The organism is Amycolatopsis samaneae (genome assembly GCF_039541975.1).
Lineage (GTDB): Bacteria > Actinomycetota > Actinomycetes > Mycobacteriales > Pseudonocardiaceae > Amycolatopsis > Amycolatopsis samaneae.
Genome location: NZ_BAABHG010000006.1, coordinates 248,664 through 264,862, shown reverse-complemented (window position 1 = coordinate 264,862; position 16,199 = coordinate 248,664). Strand labels below are relative to the sequence as shown.

Annotated in this window: 19 protein-coding genes; 8 read left to right on the top strand and 11 right to left on the bottom strand. The window is 69.1% G+C overall.

Features of this window, described 5'->3' with window-relative positions; genetic code table 11:
- Nucleotides 1–203: 203 nt before the first annotated feature.
- The 6 genes from ABD987_RS17905 to ABD987_RS17880 all read right to left on the bottom strand — a co-directional run bounded on the left by ABD987_RS17905 (nucleotide 204) and on the right by ABD987_RS17880 (nucleotide 4,811).
- Nucleotides 204–1,037 (bottom strand): MBL fold metallo-hydrolase, encoded by an 834-nt coding sequence (locus ABD987_RS17905; RefSeq protein WP_345394196.1) that lies wholly within the window; start codon nucleotides 1,035–1,037, stop codon nucleotides 204–206.
- Entirely contained in the window at nucleotides 1,034–1,870 is an 837-nt protein-coding gene (locus ABD987_RS17900) for an MBL fold metallo-hydrolase (protein ID WP_345394193.1), read from the bottom strand. Before ABD987_RS17900 ends, ABD987_RS17905 begins: the two co-directional genes overlap by 4 nt.
- On the bottom strand, nucleotides 1,870–2,448 hold the full coding sequence (locus ABD987_RS17895; RefSeq protein ID WP_345394190.1) for a TetR/AcrR family transcriptional regulator: 579 nt from the start codon (nucleotides 2,446–2,448) through the stop codon (nucleotides 1,870–1,872). Before ABD987_RS17895 ends, ABD987_RS17900 begins: the two co-directional genes overlap by 1 nt.
- A gap of 51 nt (nucleotides 2,449–2,499) precedes the next feature.
- A complete protein-coding gene (locus tag ABD987_RS17890) occupies nucleotides 2,500–3,528 on the bottom strand; it encodes an alpha/beta fold hydrolase (protein ID WP_378214083.1) in 1,029 nt (342 codons plus the stop codon).
- A gap of 21 nt (nucleotides 3,529–3,549) precedes the next feature.
- On the bottom strand, nucleotides 3,550–4,047 hold the full coding sequence (locus tag ABD987_RS17885) for a DinB family protein (protein ID WP_345394187.1): 498 nt from the start codon (nucleotides 4,045–4,047) through the stop codon (nucleotides 3,550–3,552).
- A 137-nt stretch (nucleotides 4,048–4,184) separates the two neighbouring features.
- Nucleotides 4,185–4,811 (bottom strand): class I SAM-dependent methyltransferase, encoded by a 627-nt coding sequence (locus tag ABD987_RS17880; RefSeq protein ID WP_345394184.1) that lies wholly within the window; start codon nucleotides 4,809–4,811, stop codon nucleotides 4,185–4,187.
- A gap of 87 nt (nucleotides 4,812–4,898) precedes the next feature.
- Between ABD987_RS17880 and ABD987_RS17875 the strand changes: the two genes are divergently transcribed.
- The 7 genes from ABD987_RS17875 to ABD987_RS17845 all read left to right on the top strand — a co-directional run bounded on the left by ABD987_RS17875 (nucleotide 4,899) and on the right by ABD987_RS17845 (nucleotide 10,648).
- Nucleotides 4,899–5,477 carry a helix-turn-helix domain-containing protein gene (locus ABD987_RS17875; protein WP_345394181.1) on the top strand — a complete coding sequence of 193 codons (579 nt, stop codon included), beginning with the start codon at nucleotides 4,899–4,901 and terminating at the stop codon, nucleotides 5,475–5,477.
- A gap of 287 nt (nucleotides 5,478–5,764) precedes the next feature.
- A complete protein-coding gene (locus ABD987_RS17870) occupies nucleotides 5,765–6,703 on the top strand; it encodes a DUF5753 domain-containing protein (protein WP_345394178.1) in 939 nt (312 codons plus the stop codon).
- 32 nt (nucleotides 6,704–6,735) lie between these two features.
- Complete coding sequence (locus ABD987_RS17865; protein ID WP_345394175.1) at nucleotides 6,736–6,855, top strand: DUF397 domain-containing protein; 120 nt, start codon at nucleotides 6,736–6,738, stop codon at nucleotides 6,853–6,855.
- Between the two features lie 10 nt (nucleotides 6,856–6,865).
- Nucleotides 6,866–7,771 carry an aldose 1-epimerase family protein gene (locus ABD987_RS17860; RefSeq protein WP_345394172.1) on the top strand — a complete coding sequence of 302 codons (906 nt, stop codon included), beginning with the start codon at nucleotides 6,866–6,868 and terminating at the stop codon, nucleotides 7,769–7,771.
- On the top strand, nucleotides 7,738–8,229 hold the full coding sequence (locus ABD987_RS17855; protein ID WP_345394169.1) for a GNAT family N-acetyltransferase: 492 nt from the start codon (nucleotides 7,738–7,740) through the stop codon (nucleotides 8,227–8,229). The genes ABD987_RS17860 and ABD987_RS17855 overlap by 34 nt, the downstream gene beginning before the upstream one ends.
- Nucleotides 8,230–8,258: 29 nt before the next feature.
- Nucleotides 8,259–9,473 (top strand): amidohydrolase, encoded by a 1,215-nt coding sequence (locus tag ABD987_RS17850; protein WP_345394166.1) that lies wholly within the window; start codon nucleotides 8,259–8,261, stop codon nucleotides 9,471–9,473.
- A complete protein-coding gene (locus tag ABD987_RS17845) occupies nucleotides 9,470–10,648 on the top strand; it encodes a metal-dependent hydrolase family protein (RefSeq protein ID WP_345394163.1) in 1,179 nt (392 codons plus the stop codon). The genes ABD987_RS17850 and ABD987_RS17845 overlap by 4 nt, the downstream gene beginning before the upstream one ends.
- Before the next feature lie 141 nt (nucleotides 10,649–10,789).
- Here ABD987_RS17845 and ABD987_RS17840 read toward each other — a convergent pair whose 3' ends face one another.
- The 5 genes from ABD987_RS17840 to ABD987_RS17820 all read right to left on the bottom strand — a co-directional run bounded on the left by ABD987_RS17840 (nucleotide 10,790) and on the right by ABD987_RS17820 (nucleotide 14,546).
- Complete coding sequence (locus tag ABD987_RS17840; protein WP_345394160.1) at nucleotides 10,790–11,944, bottom strand: MAB_1171c family putative transporter; 1,155 nt, start codon at nucleotides 11,942–11,944, stop codon at nucleotides 10,790–10,792.
- Nucleotides 11,941–12,447 (bottom strand): M78 family metallopeptidase domain-containing protein, encoded by a 507-nt coding sequence (locus ABD987_RS17835; protein WP_345394157.1) that lies wholly within the window; start codon nucleotides 12,445–12,447, stop codon nucleotides 11,941–11,943. The genes ABD987_RS17840 and ABD987_RS17835 overlap by 4 nt, the downstream gene beginning before the upstream one ends.
- 104 nt (nucleotides 12,448–12,551) lie before the next feature.
- Nucleotides 12,552–12,968, bottom strand: coding sequence for a hypothetical protein (locus tag ABD987_RS17830; protein ID WP_345394154.1), 417 nt, complete (start codon nucleotides 12,966–12,968; stop codon nucleotides 12,552–12,554).
- Between the two features lie 403 nt (nucleotides 12,969–13,371).
- Nucleotides 13,372–14,025 carry a QcrA and Rieske domain-containing protein gene (locus ABD987_RS17825; RefSeq protein WP_345394151.1) on the bottom strand — a complete coding sequence of 218 codons (654 nt, stop codon included), beginning with the start codon at nucleotides 14,023–14,025 and terminating at the stop codon, nucleotides 13,372–13,374.
- Entirely contained in the window at nucleotides 14,022–14,546 is a 525-nt protein-coding gene (locus ABD987_RS17820) for an RNA polymerase sigma factor (protein ID WP_345394148.1), read from the bottom strand. The genes ABD987_RS17825 and ABD987_RS17820 overlap by 4 nt, the downstream gene beginning before the upstream one ends.
- A gap of 187 nt (nucleotides 14,547–14,733) precedes the next feature.
- On the opposite strand from ABD987_RS17820, the gene ABD987_RS17815 reads away from it, so the two are divergent.
- A complete protein-coding gene (locus tag ABD987_RS17815) occupies nucleotides 14,734–16,152 on the top strand; it encodes a hypothetical protein (protein ID WP_345394146.1) in 1,419 nt (472 codons plus the stop codon).
- Nucleotides 16,153–16,199 lie beyond the last annotated feature (47 nt).

Genomic DNA, 16,199 nt, shown 5'->3' with positions numbered 1-16,199 from the left:
GTATTTGCGGTGTGTTTGTGTCTTCGCAAACAGAGATGTCCGAGGCTGCGAAAGGGTGCGCGACCGTGATCTGTATCACGGTCGCGCAACGTGGTTATCGGTTGCTGTCGCGGAATTATTTCCGCAGTTCAATGGTGTCGCGTGCTGGTTCGGTTGCCCCTTTTCGGGTGCGCGATTGCGTGAAAAGGCAACCCGCGGAATGGCTACTGGGAGACGCGACGGAGGGCCTGGAGTTCGACGGGACTGTGCGCGGAGAAGATGCTGACCTGGTCCTGGTGCTCGCGCGCCAGTTCCTGGAGTCGCGCGACGTTGTCCAGCCGGGCCCGCCGGTCCATCTGCATCGCGGCCTGGAAGACGGTCAGGCCGCGCGGGCAGTGCGGATGTGCCGGGTCCAGCTGGCCGTGGAAGAAGTAGGAGTCGCCCGCGTGCAGGAGCCAGCCGTCGCCGGAGCGCACCGCGACGCCGGAGTGACCGTGGGTGTGGCCGGCCAGCGGGACGAGCAGGATCTCCGGGGGCAGTCCCTTCAGCGGCCGTACGGCCTGGAAGCCGAACCACTCCTCGCCTGCCTCGTCGTAGGTGCTCCACAGTGGACGGTGCTGGAACTGGATGGCGCGGTAGCGGTTCTTCTCGGCGAGGTTGCCCGGTGAGGTCGCCATGTCGCGCTCCTTGGTGCGCAGGTGCACGACCGCGTTCGGGAAGTCGGCGAGCCCGCCCGCGTGGTCGACGTCCAGGTGGGTGGTGACGATGTGCCGGACGTCGGCGGGGTCGAGGCCGAGTGCCCTGATCTGGGCGACGGCGGTTTCCTCGGCCAGGGTCTGCGGGCTGATCCCCGCGAGGAACGCCCGGCCCAGCCACTCGGCGGGACGGGCGACGCCCTGGGTGCCGAAGCCGGTGTCGACCAGCACCAGGCCCTCGGTGGTCTCGATCAGCAGGCAGTGACACACCAGGGTGGCGCGGCGGAACAGGCCCGGCTGACCGTCCAGCAGCGAACCGCCGCGCGGCAGCATGGTTCCGCAGTTGAGGTGGTGCACCTTCATGTTGTCCTGCTCCTCGCGCTCAGCCGGTCGAACTCCACCGCGTTGTGCGCGGAGAACACCGTGACCTCGTCTCCGTGCTCCCTCACAAGCTGGCGCAACCGCCGCTGGTTGTCCAGTCTGGGCCCTTTCACCGTTTGCATGAATCCCTCGAACAGGGCAAGCCCCGGCGGGCAGTACGGCTCCGGTTCCAGCTCGCCGGGGAAGAAGTAGCTGTCGCCAGCGTTGAGCAGCCAGCCGTGGCCGGTGTCGACGGCGACGCCCGCGTGGCCACGGGTGTGCCCGGCCAGCGGGATCAGCAGGATCTCGGGTGGCAGTCCGTCCAGCTGACGGACGGCGTCGAAACCGAACCACGCCTCGCCGGAGTCCGCATAGGACTTCCACTGTGGACCGTGGGCGAACTGGACCCGGCGGTAGCGGTTGCGTTCCCGCCGGTCGCGGGGTGTGCGCAGGGCACGGAGTTCCTCGGCGTAGACGTGCACGCGAGCGTGCGGGAAGTCGACGAGCCCGCCCGCGTGGTCGAGGTCGAGGTGGGTCAGCACGACGTCGCGGACGTCGGCCGGATCGAAGCCGAGTTCGCGGATCTGGTGCACCGCGGTCAGTTTCGGATCGGGGACGGCGCCGACCAGCTTGACGAACTTCGCGCCGAGCCAGGCCGACGGGTTTTCCGCGGCCGGGGTGCCGGTGCCGGTTTCGACGAGGACGAGCCCGGTGTCCGTTTCGAGCAGCAGGCAGTGGCAGACCATGGTGGCCCGCCGGAACACCCCGGGCGCGCCGTCGATCAGCCTGCCGCCCGGCGGGCGCATGGTGCCGCAGTTCAGATGGTGAACGCGCATCAGGACAGCTCCCGCTCGACGGTGGTGCGCAGATGGCCCGCGATCGTGCGCAGCGGTGTCACGTCGCGCTGGGTTTTGGCGAGGAGCAGCCCGCCTTCGATGGAGGCGAGGACGACGGTGGCGAGATCCTGGGCGCGATGCGCCAGAAGTCCCTGTTCCACCAGGTAGTCGGCGAGCAGGGTGTGCCAGGATCCGTAGCCCTCGACGCAGGCCTCGCGGATGGGTTCGCTCTCCTGCGCCGCGTCCAGCGCGACTGTCGCGAGTGGACAGCCGCGCTGGAATTCCGACGCTTCCAGGATTTCGGCGATCGCGCCGACGACGCGATCGATCGCGGTGGCGGCGTCCGGCGCGTCCTGGACGATGGTTCGGAGCGCCTCCGCCAGGCGTGCGCTGGACAGGCGCAGCGCCTCGGCGGCGAGTTGTTCCTTGCCGCCGGGGAAGTGGAAGTAGAGCGAGCCCTTCGGCGCACCGCCCGAGGTGGTGAGCTGGGTGAGCCCGGTGGCGTGATAGCCCTGGGCGTGGAACAGCTCGGCGGCGCTGTCGAGCATCCGTTGACGCGTATCGGTGCGGCGAACCATACGGTCGACTGTAACCCAAACTATGACGACCGGTCTAGTTATCTGGGGATCTCATCCGTCCAGGAAGCGCGTCAGCTCCGCGGTGACGAACTGGGGGTTCTCCTCGACGAGCCAGTGCCCCGCGCGCGGCACGTCCACCGCGCGCACGATGTCGGTCAGGCGCGGGGCGACGGTGGCCTTGATCGCGTCGGCCTGTCCCTGGGCGCTCATGACCAGGGCGGGGACGCGGACCGGTGCCGCCGCCACGGTGTCGCGTACGTCCTTGTCGAGGGCGCGATAGAGCTCGAAGCCGCCGGACAGCGCTTCGGGCCGTTGGTAGGTCCGCGCGAACTCGTCGATCTCGGCGTCGGTGAACGGCGACCGGTCCGAGGTGCCGCCGAAAGCCGTGCCACCGAAGGAAACCTGGGGATAGAACAGCGCCAGGTACGCGCGGACGTCGTCGTGCACGACCGCCTCGGGGACCTTGCGCTGGGAGTGGAAGGCGATGTGCCAGCTCAGCGTGCGGTAGGTGGCCGCGTCGATCGCCGGTCCGGGCAGCGGGAGGTCGAGGTAGGCCAGGCGGGTGGTGTCGCCGGGGAACTGGCTCGCGTACTGGAATGCCACCGCGGCGCCGAAGTCGTGCCCGACGACGCGGGCGTCGCGGACCCCGAGCCGTTCGGCGATCAGCTTGTGGACGTACCGCGCCAGGGTCGCCTTGTCGTAGCCGGTGGGCGTGCCGGTGCTGTCGCCGAGACCGGGAAGATCGATGGCGTAGACGGTGTGGTTCTTGGCCAGTTCGGGCATGATCGGCCACCAGCCGTACCAGGTCTGCGGCCAGCCGTGGATCAGCACCACCGGGGCGCCGCGGCCACCGGTGACGTAGTGCATGCGGACGCCGTCGACGTCGGCGAACTCGTGCCGGAAGGTGTTCCCGAACCGGGGATCGTGCTGGGTGGCGGCGGCGTAGGGCGCGGCGCCGGCGTCCGTCGGCGTGGCGCAGGCCGTGGTGCCGATCATGAGCGTGAAGGCGAGCGCGGCGGCCGACATCGCGCGCGCGGTGCGGGAGAAGCGGCGTGCTGGCCGCCGTGGTGCGGTGGTCATGGGGTTCCTGTCCTGGACGGGTCAGCGGCCGGTCGCGCCGTCGACGAGTTCGCGGAGGATGTCGGCGTGGCCCGCGTGGCGGCCGGTCTCCTCGATCATGTGGGTGAGCGCCCAGCGGACGCTGGGCGCGGGCTTGCCCGGCCGTGGCCGGGGCACCGGTGCGCCGAGGTCGGCGCAGCCGTCGAGCATCGCGTTGGCGCGCTCTACCGCTTCGCGATAGCGCGTGACGACCTCGGCGACGCTGTCCGACGGCGCGGCCACGAACGTCGCCTGCCAGTCGGTGACCTCGTCGCCGAGGAAGAGTGCGCGTTCGACGTGGGTCAGGTGGTTGAGCAGGCCGAGCAGGTTCGTGCCCGAGGGCACCGCGGCGGTGCGCACCTGGGGTTCGGGCGCGTCCTCGACCTTTGCGGCTATCGAGGTCCGGAGGTAGTCGAGGAATCCGCGCAGGACAGCGGTTTCACTGCTCGCGGTGCGGGGCGGCGGGGTGTCGCGGCGTTTGCGGCGCGTCGTGCTGGGCACTGGTTTTCCTTTCTTCGCCGGGCGCCGGTTCGGCGGCGCGGCTGGTTGCGTGGTGCTCGGCGTGGCCGGAAATCGCTGTGGGACAACCGGTTTGTCGCTCGCGGTCCGGCGGGCTTCCGGTGCGGCCGGAATTCCGGTCAGGCGGCGCGGCGGATGAGCAGCACGTGGTCGATGACCTCGGCGGTACGTCCGTCCGGCCCGTTCGCGATCCGGCGAGGCATGCCGGTGTGCTCGACCGTCCAGGTCGTCGTGTCCAGGTCGAGGTCGGCGGCGACCTCGTGCGGGGCCGGGTACCGGGTGTCCGGGTCCTGGTTCCACGACCACGGCGCGGCCGAGCCGTGGTCGACGATCAGCAGCCGTCCGTCCGGGCGTAGCGCGTGCGCGGCCGTGCGCAGGACGGCCGCGCGGTCCAGGGCGGTCGGGGTGTGCAGGTAGTGGGCGCAGACGAGGTCGAACCGGCCCGCCGGGAACGACTCGTGCAGGTCGTGCCGGAGGGCGCGGACGCGGTCGCCGAAGCCGTGCGCGCGGGCGAGCGCGGCGAGCCGGTCGACCGCCACGGCCGAGACGTCGACGGCGGTGACGTGCCACCCGCGCCGGGCGAGCCACAGCGCGTCGCCGCCGTTGCCGCAGCCGAGGTCGAGCGCGTCGCCCGGCGGCAGGCTCGTGACCGTCTCGGTGAGACGGACGTTCGGCCGCGGGTCGCCGGGCGCGGGGCGGGACGCGTAGACGCCGTCCCAGAACTTGACCGCGTCGGTGGTGGTCATCTGGACTCCTTCGGTCGGTACGTGGCCAGTCTCACCGGGCGCGTACCGAACTGGCACGGAAACTTGCCGTTCCGGCAAGATGGCCGGATGGACCCCCGAACGGAAGACGTCCTCGACGCGGTGGGGCCGCGGCTGCGCTCGTTGCGCCGCGACCGCGGTATCACCCTCGCCGACCTCGCCGCCACGACCGGTATCTCGGAGAGCACGCTGTCCCGGCTGGAGAGCGGGCAGCGCCGGGCGACGCTCGAACTGCTGCTACCGCTGGCCACCACCTACGACGTCCCGCTGGACGACCTCGTCGGCGCTCCCCGCACCGGTGACCCCCGCATCCACCTCAAGCCGATTCACCGGTTCGGGATGACCTTCGTGCCGCTGTCGCGGCGGCCGGGCGGGATCCAGGCGTTCAAGATGATCATTCCCGCCACGCCCGAACCGCTCGAACCGACGCCGCAGACGCACGACGGTTTCGAATGGCTGTACGTGCTCAACGGGCGTCTGCGGCTCGTCGTCGGCGAACGCGACCTGACCCTGCCGGTCGGCGAGGCGGCCGAGTTCGACACCTCGGCGCCGCACTGGCTCGGCAGTGCCGACGGCCGCGCGGTCGAACTGCTCATCCTGTTCGGCCCACACGGGACACGCGCCCACGTCCGCGCCGAAAACCATTGATACACAAGGAAATCGCGCGGTTCGGCCCATGGAAGGTCCGTGAATGCCACATTGAGGGACTCAGAGTCCCTCAATGTGGCATTCACGGACCTTCGCGGTGCCGGGGAGGTGGCGGAAGTGGGCCGCGGCGTCTCGAACGGGGCGTTCGGGGCGTCGAGGTGGGCGGGGCGGGGTGCTGAAGGACGCTTTCAGTGCGTTGGGCGCGCTGAAGGACGCCTTCAGTGCACTGAGCGCACCGAAGGCGTCCTTCAGCACATCCCGGACGTCGGAATTCGCGAGCAGCAGCGGTGAACGTCTCTCGCGACCTCGTCGCCAGTGCGCACCCCTGGGATTCCCAGATTGTCGGTCCCAGGTGGCAGCATGCGGTGATCATTCATGTGCGGGAGGTAGTGGTGACCGCGTTGAACAGCCCTGTCGTGGCGAAGCAACGGCTGGGACGGCGGCTTCGGAGATTGCGCGAGCGAGCACGGATGAGCCTGGATGAGGCCGCGCCGCTGCTCGACACGACCAGGAGCACGCTTCACCGGATGGAGACCGGGGAGCGATATGTCGACGTGCACTTCGTGCGGTCGGCGATGGACGTGTACGACTGTCGTGACGACGAGATGATCGACCTCGCCCGGCAGGCGAAGACCAAGGGCTGGTGGCTCGCCTACGGTATTCCGAACAAGGGATACATTAGTGCTGAAGCTGGCGCCAGCTTGGTGCAATGCTGGCAGTTGGCCAATATTCCCGGATTGTTGCAGACGGAGGAGTATATGCGGGCGGCGCTTGGGAGTGCGGAACTTCGCAGTGCCAAGCGCTTGGAAAATGAGGTGCAGGCGAGGCTGTTCCGACAGCGGCGACTCGAAGACGAGGAAGCTCCTCTGCGGCTGGAGGCTATCGTCGATGAGGCTGTGTTAGTAAGGCCGGTCGGCGGGCGTCAGGTGCTGCGCTCTCAACTGCTGCGCATGATCGAGGCGTCCGCACTCCCCACGGTGTCATTGCAGGTGATGCTTCACGGCGAAAAGGCGAACCCGGGGATGGACGGTGCTTTCACCATCCTTCGATTCGACAGTAACGATCAGCCGGATCTGGTTCATCTGGGGGCGGCTTCTGGGCAAATGGAGTTCGAGGGTGCTACTCAAATGGAACGGGTGACGAGGTGCTTCGCTCGGCTGCGTTCGGAAGCTCTGTCTGTGGACGAATCGGTCGAGTTCATCGAGAAGATCGTCGCGAACCTCTAGCCGAACCAGAGGGACGAATCGCATGTCTACTCATGGACTTCTCGGCGTTGAACCCGCAGCTCATCGGGGTCCGCGACTCCAAAGCACCCGTCGAAAACCTGTCCGTTCCGGCCGCCGCGTGGGTCGCGTTCCTGGAGTCGGCACGCCGGTAGGGTCGTCGGCATGGGCAACCCGACCGGAGAGCAGTTCGAGATCACCCGCGGCAACGCGCGCGCCGTCGTCACCGAGATCGGCGCGGGACTGCGCGCGTTCGAGGTCAGTGGCGTCCCGTACGTCGAGACGTTCCCCGAGGACGAGAAGCCGCCCAAGGCCGCCGGTCAGGTCCTCCTCCCGTGGCCCAACCGCACCAAGGGCGGCAAGTGGACCTTCGAGGGCGAGGAGCAGCAGCTCGAGATCACCGAGGAGAAGCGCGGCAACGCCATCCACGGCCTGACCCGCCGCAAGGAGTGGGAGCTGCTCGAACACGCCGAGTCCTCGATCACCCTCGCGATCGACGTCGAGGTCCAGCCCGGCTGGCCGGTGCCGCTGCGCGCGACGATCACCTACGAGCTCGCGCCGCGCGAACTCACCGTCACCCACGAGATCCGCAACGAGGGTGAGCAGCCGATCGGCGTCGGTGCCGGGACGCACCCGTACTTCCGCATCGGCGACGCGCCGACCGACGAGCTCACGCTCACTCTGCCCGCGAACCGCGTCCGGCCCTACCTCGGTGACGAGCAGCTGCCGTACGCGCCGGAGCAGGACGTCGAGGGCACCGAGTACGACTTCCGCGGCGGGAAGCCGCTGCTCGGCGTCGATCTGGACACCGCGTTCGGCGGGTTGGACCTCGCCGAGGACGGGCGGTACCACCACGTGCTCAGCCACGAGGACAAGCATCTCGTCGTCTGGGCCGGTCGCGACTTCCGCTGGGCGCAGGTGTTCACGCCGGACGACCTGGTCGGGCGCGGCCGGGCGGTGGCGATCGAGCCGATGACCTGTCCGGCCGACGCGCTCAACACCGGCACCGATCTGATCCGGCTCGAACCCGCGTCCTCGTGGACCGGGAGCTGGGGCATCCGGGTCTCGTGACGCCGCTGCGGCTGACCGTCGCCGACGCGGGCGAGGTTCTGACGCTGCAACGCGCCGCCTACCTGGACGAGGTGCGGATTTATCGCGATGTCGACTTGCCGCCGGTGCTCGACACGCTCGCCGACGCCCGCGCGGCGCTGGCGGATCCGGCGTCGGTCACCTGGGGCGCGCGGGACGGCGGGCGGCTGGTCGCGTGCATCCGGGCGGTCGTCGACGGGGCGCAGTGCTGGTTCTACCGGCTCGTCGTCGCACCGGACCGGCAGGGGGAGGGCCTGGGCAGCGCGCTGCTGCTCGCGGCCGAGGCCGCGGCGCCGCCGGAGGTGACGACGTTCCGGTTGAACACCGGGTCGAAGAGCACCGGGCCGCTACGGCTCTACCCGAAACTGGGGTACCGCGAGACACATCGGACACCCGAACACGATCACGAACTGGTCCACTTCGAGAAGTTCCGTGCGTGAGGCCGCCTCGATCGTTAGCGTGTCAAAGTATGTCAGCTAAGGCGATTGTGGGGGGCTACGTCGTCCCCATCGACGGTGCTCCGATCGATGACGGCATCGTGCTCGTGGCGGACGGCCGGATCGTGGCGGTGGGGGCGGAGGCCGACGTCGACGTCCCGGACGAGGCCGAGATCATCGACGCGGCGGGGACCTGGGTGCTGCCCGGGTTCATCGACGCGCACGCGCATCTCGGGGTCCACGAGGACGGCGAGGGCTGGGCCGGTAACGACACCAACGAGATGACCGACCCGAACGGCGCGCGGTTCCGGGCGATCGACGGCATCGATCCCTACGAGCCCGGGTTCGACGACGCGCTGGCGGGCGGCGTCACCAGCGTCGTGATCAAGCCCGGCTCGGGTAACCCGATCGGCGGTCAGACGATCGGCGTCAAGACCTGGGGCCGCAGCATCCTGGACATGACCTTCGCCGAGCACGTCAGCGTCAAGAGCGCGCTCGGCGAGAACCCGAAGCGGGTGTACGGCGACAAGAACCAGACCCCCTCGACGCGGCTGGGTGTCGCGGCGGTCCTGCGCGAGGCGTTCACCAAGGCCCGCAACTACCAGGCACAACGCGACTACGCGCACGACGAGGGCAAGCCGTTCGACGTCGACCTGACCCTGGAAACGCTCGCCAAGGTGCTGGCCGGCGAGCTGTACTGGGACCAGCACGTGCACCGCGCCGACGACATGGTGACCGCGATCCGGCTCGCCGACGAGTTCGGCTACCGGCTGGTGATCAACCACGGCACCGAGGGACACCTCATCGCCGATCTGCTCGCCGAGCGCGAGGTGCCGATCATCCTCGGCCCGCTGTTCACCACGAAGTCCAAAGTGGAGCTTCGCAACCGGACGCTGCGCGGGCCGGGCATCCTCGCCCGCGCCGGGGTGAAGTTCGCGATCACCACGGATCACCCGGTCATCCCGATCAACTTCCTCGTCTACCAGGCGGCGCTGGCCGTCAAGGACGGGCTCGACCCGGTGACGGCGCTGCGGTCGCTGACCGCGCACCCGGCGGAGATCCTCGGCCTCGACGACCAGGTCGGCACGCTGAAGCCGGGGCTGGACGCCGACGTCGTGCTGTGGTCGGGCGACCCGCTCGACGTGATGAACCGCGCGCTGCGGGTGTTCGTGCGGGGCGACGAGGTCTACCACTTCGACGAGGCGCAGGGAGTGGGTGTCGCCAAGGAGCGGCGGTACCGCGAGTGAGCGGGGCGTGGGGACTGCGCGCGGCGCGGCTGTTCGACGGCGCCGCCGCGCACCACGGCTCGCCGCTGGTGGTGATCCGCGACGAAGAGGTCGTCGCGGTGGACGTGTCCGGTGCCCGGCCCGCGCACGACCTCCCGGTGACCGACCTTGGTGACGTGACGCTGCTGCCCGGCCTGGTCGACGCGCACACGCACCTGGGTTTCGAGCCCGGCGCGCTCGATCCCCGGCCGCTGGGCGGCGAGGACGACGAGGCCAGACGGCAGGCCCTACTGGACCGGATGCGCCGCCACGCCGGGCAGGCGCTGCGGGCCGGGGTCACCACCGTGCGGGACCTTGGCGACTGGGACTACCTGGCGCTGGAGGTCCGGGACGGGTTCGCACGCGGCACCGGGCCCGAGATCCTCGCGGCGGGGCCGCCGATCACCAGCACCGGCGGGCACTGCTGGTTCCTCGGCGGCGAGGCCGACCGGCCGGACGAGCTGCGCGCGGCGGTGGCCGAGCGCGTCGCCCGGGGTGTCGACGTGGTCAAGGTGATGGCCACCGGCGGCGGTATCACCCCGGGCAGCGCGCCGTACCAGTCGCAGTACGACGTCGAACGGCTCCGTGTCGTGGTCGAGGCCGCCCACGCCGCGAACCTGATGGTCACCGCGCACGCGCACGGCGCCGACGGGATCGCGGACGCGGTGCGCGCGGGCGTCGACGGGGTCGAGCACGGGACGTTCATGACGGCGGACGGGGTGGCCGCGGACTGGGCGGTCGTCCGCGAGATGGCCGAACGCGGCGTGTACGTCGGGGTGACCGCGGGGCGGGTTCTCGGCGGCGCGCCGTTGTCCCCGCGTGTGCTCGCGGCGCGGGAACTGCTGCCCCGGATGCGTGCCGAGGGCGTGCGCCTGGTGTGTTCCTCCGACGCCGGCGTGGTTGTCGAGAAGCCGCACGACTGCCTGCCGAGCGGGCTGGCCGAGTTTCAGTCCTTTGTGGACATGTCGGCGGTGGAGGTGCTCGCCGCGGTCACCGGCGTCGCGGCGGATTCCTGCGGGGTCGGGCATCGGAAGGGCCGGATCCGCGCCGGATTCGACGCGGACCTGGTGGCCGTGTCCGGTGACCCCGGCGAGGATCTGGGCGCGCTGCGCGAGGTCGTCGCGGTGTTCCGGGCCGGTGAGCGGGTGCCACGCTGACCGTCCGGGCTGCGCGGTGGTCATGCGCCCCAATGTGGCGTTCGGTGCGTCCAACGCACCGAACGCCACATTCGCTGCGTCCAACGCATCCAATGCCACATTGGGGCGCTTGGCCCCGGAGATAGCGGCCCGGTATCGGCGCTAAGCGGGCAGGGCGTTCACGAGTCTTGACACCGTCGGCGAACGCCACGCGGCGGCGATCCGGCGCAGCCAGCGGAGCTCGCTTTCGATGTCGACCCCGCCGTGGTAGACGAGATCGAGGGTTTCCGCCGCGCGGGGGTGGCCCGATTCCTTGGCGCGCAGGGCGACCTTCAGCCAGCACGCCGTGCGCACGGCCTCGGCCCGGTCCTCGGGCACACCCTCGACGGCCGGGCCGATGGCGGCCAGCTGCGCCGGGGTGACCCATTCGCGCATGACCAGCAGGCCGTCCCGGATCTCGATGATCATCCGGTTGAGCCGCAGCCGGGAGTCGGTGAACCGCAGCAGTTCGGCGATCCGGCCGCGCGGCGGTTGCAGCGCGACGTGGGGAATGGCTTCGCACAGGGTTTTCCACAGCGCGTAGAGCCGCTGGCCGTGCCAGATGTTCACGACGGCCCGCCACAGCGGCAGGAGCGCCGCGAGCGAGCAGCCGACGAGGATGCCGATCGTGTGCAGCGACGAGACGTACTTCCCCAGCGTCGGCAGCAGCGGTGTCGTGGTGAACAGGGACGCCACCCGGGTGCCGAGGAAGATCAGGAACGCGGCCGTCGCGACGGCGAGCAGCAGCACGGCGAGCCGCAGCGCGGGGTGGCTGGTCTTCCGCAGGTGCCGCAGCAGCGCCACGCCGGTCCAGGCCGTGACGACCAGCATGTACAGCAGGTAGGTGACCCAGTAGACGGTGTGCGCGGTGAAGGTGCCGGGAATCGGGAGAAACCTTGTCCTGGCCGGGATTTTCAGGGTGTCGACCGCGACGAAGGTGCCGATCATGATCGCGACGGTCGCCCCGCAGCACAGCAGCCGCGGCCTGCGCCATGGCGGGCGGCTCTCCTGCTTTCCCGCGACGTGCAGCGCCAGGCTCAGTAGCAGGGTGGCGACCCCGACCGCCATCAGGCTGGAGAGCAGGCTGTCGAGGTTGGGGACCGCGGTGTGCTCGATCAGCTTCCCCACAGGGTTCTGCAGCATCAGCATTCCGCCGCCGAGCAACAGCAGGATGAACCAGATCAGCCGCTGTTCGGCCGAGCGCAGCGCCGGGATCCGGACGAGGATGACCGTCCAGCAGGCGATCAGCAGGACCAGGCGGAGCGGGTCGAAGCTCACCGGCGGAATCCCAGTGCCGAGCCGAGCCGGAGGTCCTGCGCGGTACGCGGTTCGTTGCCCAGCCGCGCGGACTTTTCGAGCAGGAGAGTCGCCACGAGTTCGGCTTCCTGCTCCTGGGCGGTGCTGTAGTTCGTGCGCAGGAGGATTTGCTGGATCTCCTGCGGATCCGCGGAGTCGTCCAGGATCTGCGCGTCCAGTTCGGCGGGCAGGTCGGCGATGGTGTGCCCGCAGATCATGTGCGCCAGCTCGTGCATGATGATGTGCTCTTGGTGGAACGGCGAGGTGTGCTCCTCGAAGAAGATGTGGTCGGCGGTGTCGGTGGCCAGCCAGACCCCGCACGGGGTGCCCTCGTCGTTCATGTCCGGGGGAAGCGGGTGCACGTAGAGCTTGCGCCCGCGTTGGCGCGCGAGGATCCCGCACAGCGACCTCGCGGTGAACGGCATGGTGACGTCCACGGCGTCGACCAGTGCCCGGCAGCGGTTCCGGATCTGCTTTCCGACCACGTCATCCGCCTCTGTCGCCGTGACGTACTCGGTGCTGAGCGGGCATCGGGAAAACGCGACGACCCGGTGCCGGGGGTTCCGTCGCGCCGCGTTCATGGCCGCGCTCAGCCATCGCCGTCGTGGTCGAGCCGTTCGATTTCCCGCGCGTGTTCGATCATGTCCAGAATCGCCCGCTGGCTTCGTTCGGAGAGGCCGTCGGAACGCAGGGCGATGGTCCGGACGCCCCGCGACCTCAGCGCGGTGGCGAGATCCAGGTCCTCGGACGTGATGTCGTGGTCCAGGAAATAGCCGGGCGGCTTGCCGAAGAACGCGGCCAGTGCCTGGAGCCGGGGGCCGGTGGGGTTCTTCCGTTCCCCGGTACGGAGCATCCACAGGTAGCCGGTGGAGATCGACAGCCCGGTCTTCTCCCGGATGGCCCTGGCGATGGCCGCGTTGCCAGGAGGCTTTGGCAGGTACCGCCATTTTTCCTCGATGAGCGCGTTGATCTTGGCGGCGATCGGCCCGGACTCAGGAGTGCTCACGTGTAGTCGCTCCTTTCCGGAAGGGCGCGGGGAGAAGCGGTTCGGACGCCGCGCCATTATCCGGTGATATGAACAGTCATTTCAACCGCCGTCCGGTTGATCAGCGCGTATCGTGCCCGATTTCTCCGGTTGTTCCGGCGATAGCTGTGACATCGCGTTCCCCGTGGTCGCACGGTTGACACGTCTGATCGGAGCGAGGACGATCAACAGTATTCACCGGTATGAACAAGCCGACCCGGACTCCGTCGGATGTTGCTTTGCCGTGTGTTCCGTGAATGTGGCCGATTCGGTATTCCGCCTGTGCCGGCGGTGCCGGTATCGGGAGTCGCACCGTGTTTTCTGTGGGGTGAACATGGCGTGGTCCCGATGCCCGGTACCGGGCATCGGCGATGTCGGCCCGTGGTCACGCGCGCTTGACCGGCACGAAGACCTGGATGACGCCGTTCGTCTCGCGGACGTCGAAACGAGGTAGCGGCGGGAGTTCGATCGGAAGGTCGTAGCGGACGACGTCCCCGTCGAGCGCGAAGACGGCCGGATGGCACGGGCAGGTCAACTGGCGTTCTCGTGCATCGAGAAGCAGGCGGCAGCCCAGATGCGTGCACGTGGAGGACACCGCGTGCAGTCCTTCCGGGGTGCGGACGAGGTAACCGGTGAGGATGTCCAGGTCGAACTCGCGTACCCCGCCGTCCGGGACCTCGTGACTGGCCATGACGTTCTGCCAGGATCCTGCCGGCTTGGCGGTTTCCGGTGCCGGGCCGCCGCGGACGACGCGGTCGATGGCCACCCCCGCCGCGAGTGAAGCGGCGGCGATGCCCGCGGTCTGGACGACGCGGCGTCGGCTGGCGAGGGTACTCGTCTCGGCGGGCGCGTCGAGCTGCTCGGCGAGCCGGCTTTCGAGGCGTGCGGCGAATTCGGCGCGAGGCGCGGTGTCGGCGGTCAGTGCCGCCTGGAGTTCGACGGCCCCGCGCATCGCCTCGGTTTCTTCGTCGTCCGGGCGGAAGGGTTCGGGTGTGCGCCTGCCGATGAGGCTGTCGACGAAGCGGTTGACGTCGTTCATGCCCGCTCCTCGATCCGTGCCGCGGCCCGCGCGGCGAGCCTGAGCGCCCGATGCTGGATGACCTTGACGTTCGCGAGCGTCACGCCCAGTTCGTCCGCCGTGTCCTGCAAGGAGTATGACTCCAGGAACCGCAGCCGCAAGACTTCGCGGGCCCGTTCGGGGAGTTCGGCCAGGATGGCCTCCAGCCGGTGCCGGGTGGCGGCTCCGGCCGGTCCGTTGCCGTTTTCCCCGGCGCCGACGGGGATCTCGCCGGCTTCGTCGAGGCCGATGGTGGTGATCTCGCGGCCGAACAGGCGCCGCCAGTGCGCGGCGAGCACCGTCCGCGCCGTCGCGACGAGGTACGCGCGGATCTGCTCCGTGGTCGCGTCGACGCGCAGGGGCTTGAGCGCGGCGAGAAAGACCTCCGTGGTGAGGTCCTCCGCGTCCGCTCGGTTTCCCACCTTGGCCAGCAACAGCCGGTGAACCCACCCGACGTTTTCCCGGTACACCGTTTCCCAGCCAGGCTGGGACTTCCCCGCCATCGGGACTTCATCTCCCTCGCTCCGACGCGTACCGAGGATAGGACCGGTGGACAGGCCGCGGTACAGCCATAAGGGCGCGTAGGTGAGCTGTAACTCCGGCACATACCTCTGGTCGAGGGGCCCCTTGTTTTCTCCTCCGCGTCCGGTCGTCGAACGCGGGGATCGCCTGTTCAAGCGAGGAGTGATCATGCAGAGCAAGCGAAAAGCCGTGGCCGCGGTGGCCGCGGTACTGGCTTTCGGGGCGACCACGTCGTTCTCGGGGGCCGCGGGAGCTGTTGCGCCACAAGGACTCTTCACCGATCGTGGCGACGTCAAGTTCCTGCCGCAGCCGCTGAAGGACAGACTCGCGGTGCTGGCCGGGAGGCCGACCACCTTCGAACCGATGACAGCGTTTTCCGAGGCGCCGACACCCAGCCAGTTATTCCAGTACTACCTGCTCGACACGAAGAATTTCCAACCGAATGTGTTCACCACGACGATTCCGGGGATCAACGACGGGGTCGCGCCGACGGCGACCGGGCCCAATCACGACATTCCGACCACCGGCGGCATTCGCGTGGTCGTGGAACCGAAGCCGGGATTGCCGACCGACCCGAATGATCCCGGTTCGTTCGTCGACATGTTCACCGACATTTCGGGCCTGTTCGTCATCAACAACGAATCCGGCTGGTACGAGGGCTGGATGATTCACGACGTGACGGTGCCCGACGTCGCGGCCCCGAGGAAGGACGGCCATGCCGCCTTCGGCAAGATCACCGCCGCGGACGCGGCCGCGCTGGCGAAGATGGGCGACTACCACAACAAACCCGGCGCGGTGTTCACCACCGACGGCAAGGCACCACACGAGCCGTCCGCGAACGACCACTGGCCGGACAAGGTGTCGAACCTCGTGCCGCTGCAACTGTCGCTGGGCGCCTACAACGCCACGCAGCAGAGCGATCTGCACTCGTACTGGGAACTCAACCAGTACACCAACTGGACCCCGCCGACCTACGAACTTCCTTTCACCGGTGGGATTCCCGGCACGTTCGAGAAGGGCAAGATCGGTGCGCTCTCGTCGATCGTGCCCGGTTCGGGCCCGGCGGGCGTCAAGAACAAGCCGCAGGTCGAGGGCGACAACCCGAACATCCCGCGTGACCCGGACCGGCTGCTCAACACCAGTCCGGACGATCCGGACCGGCCCATGCCGAACAACGACGAGCACAAGGAGAAGCGGCTTCGCTTCGTCCCGAGCGGGCTCGGCAACGAGGTGCTGCTGGACGTCTATCTGCGGACCGCGTCGTTCGAACCGTACGTGTACGACCTGAGCCAGCGGATCTTCGACGCCTACGCGGCCGAGGTCGCACGGGTCGACGCCAACCACAACGGCGTCGTCGACGCGGTCGAGGCCGATCTGGAAGGCACGTCCGACGGCGGCCAGTCCAACGACCGCCTGTACCTGCCCGCGACCGCGTACAACCGGGTCGCGGTCACCCGCGAGATCAACGATGGCCTGCTTTCGCCGCGCTTCGCGCCCAGCCAGCGCGCCTGGGTGCTGAGCGGTGACATCAACCGGGTGAGCCCGCCGGTGCCGGCGTCCATCCCGCAGGACGGCGACAACCGATAGCAGCGGGGGAGAAGGCGTTCTTACCGGGCTGGGGCTCTGGTAAGGAC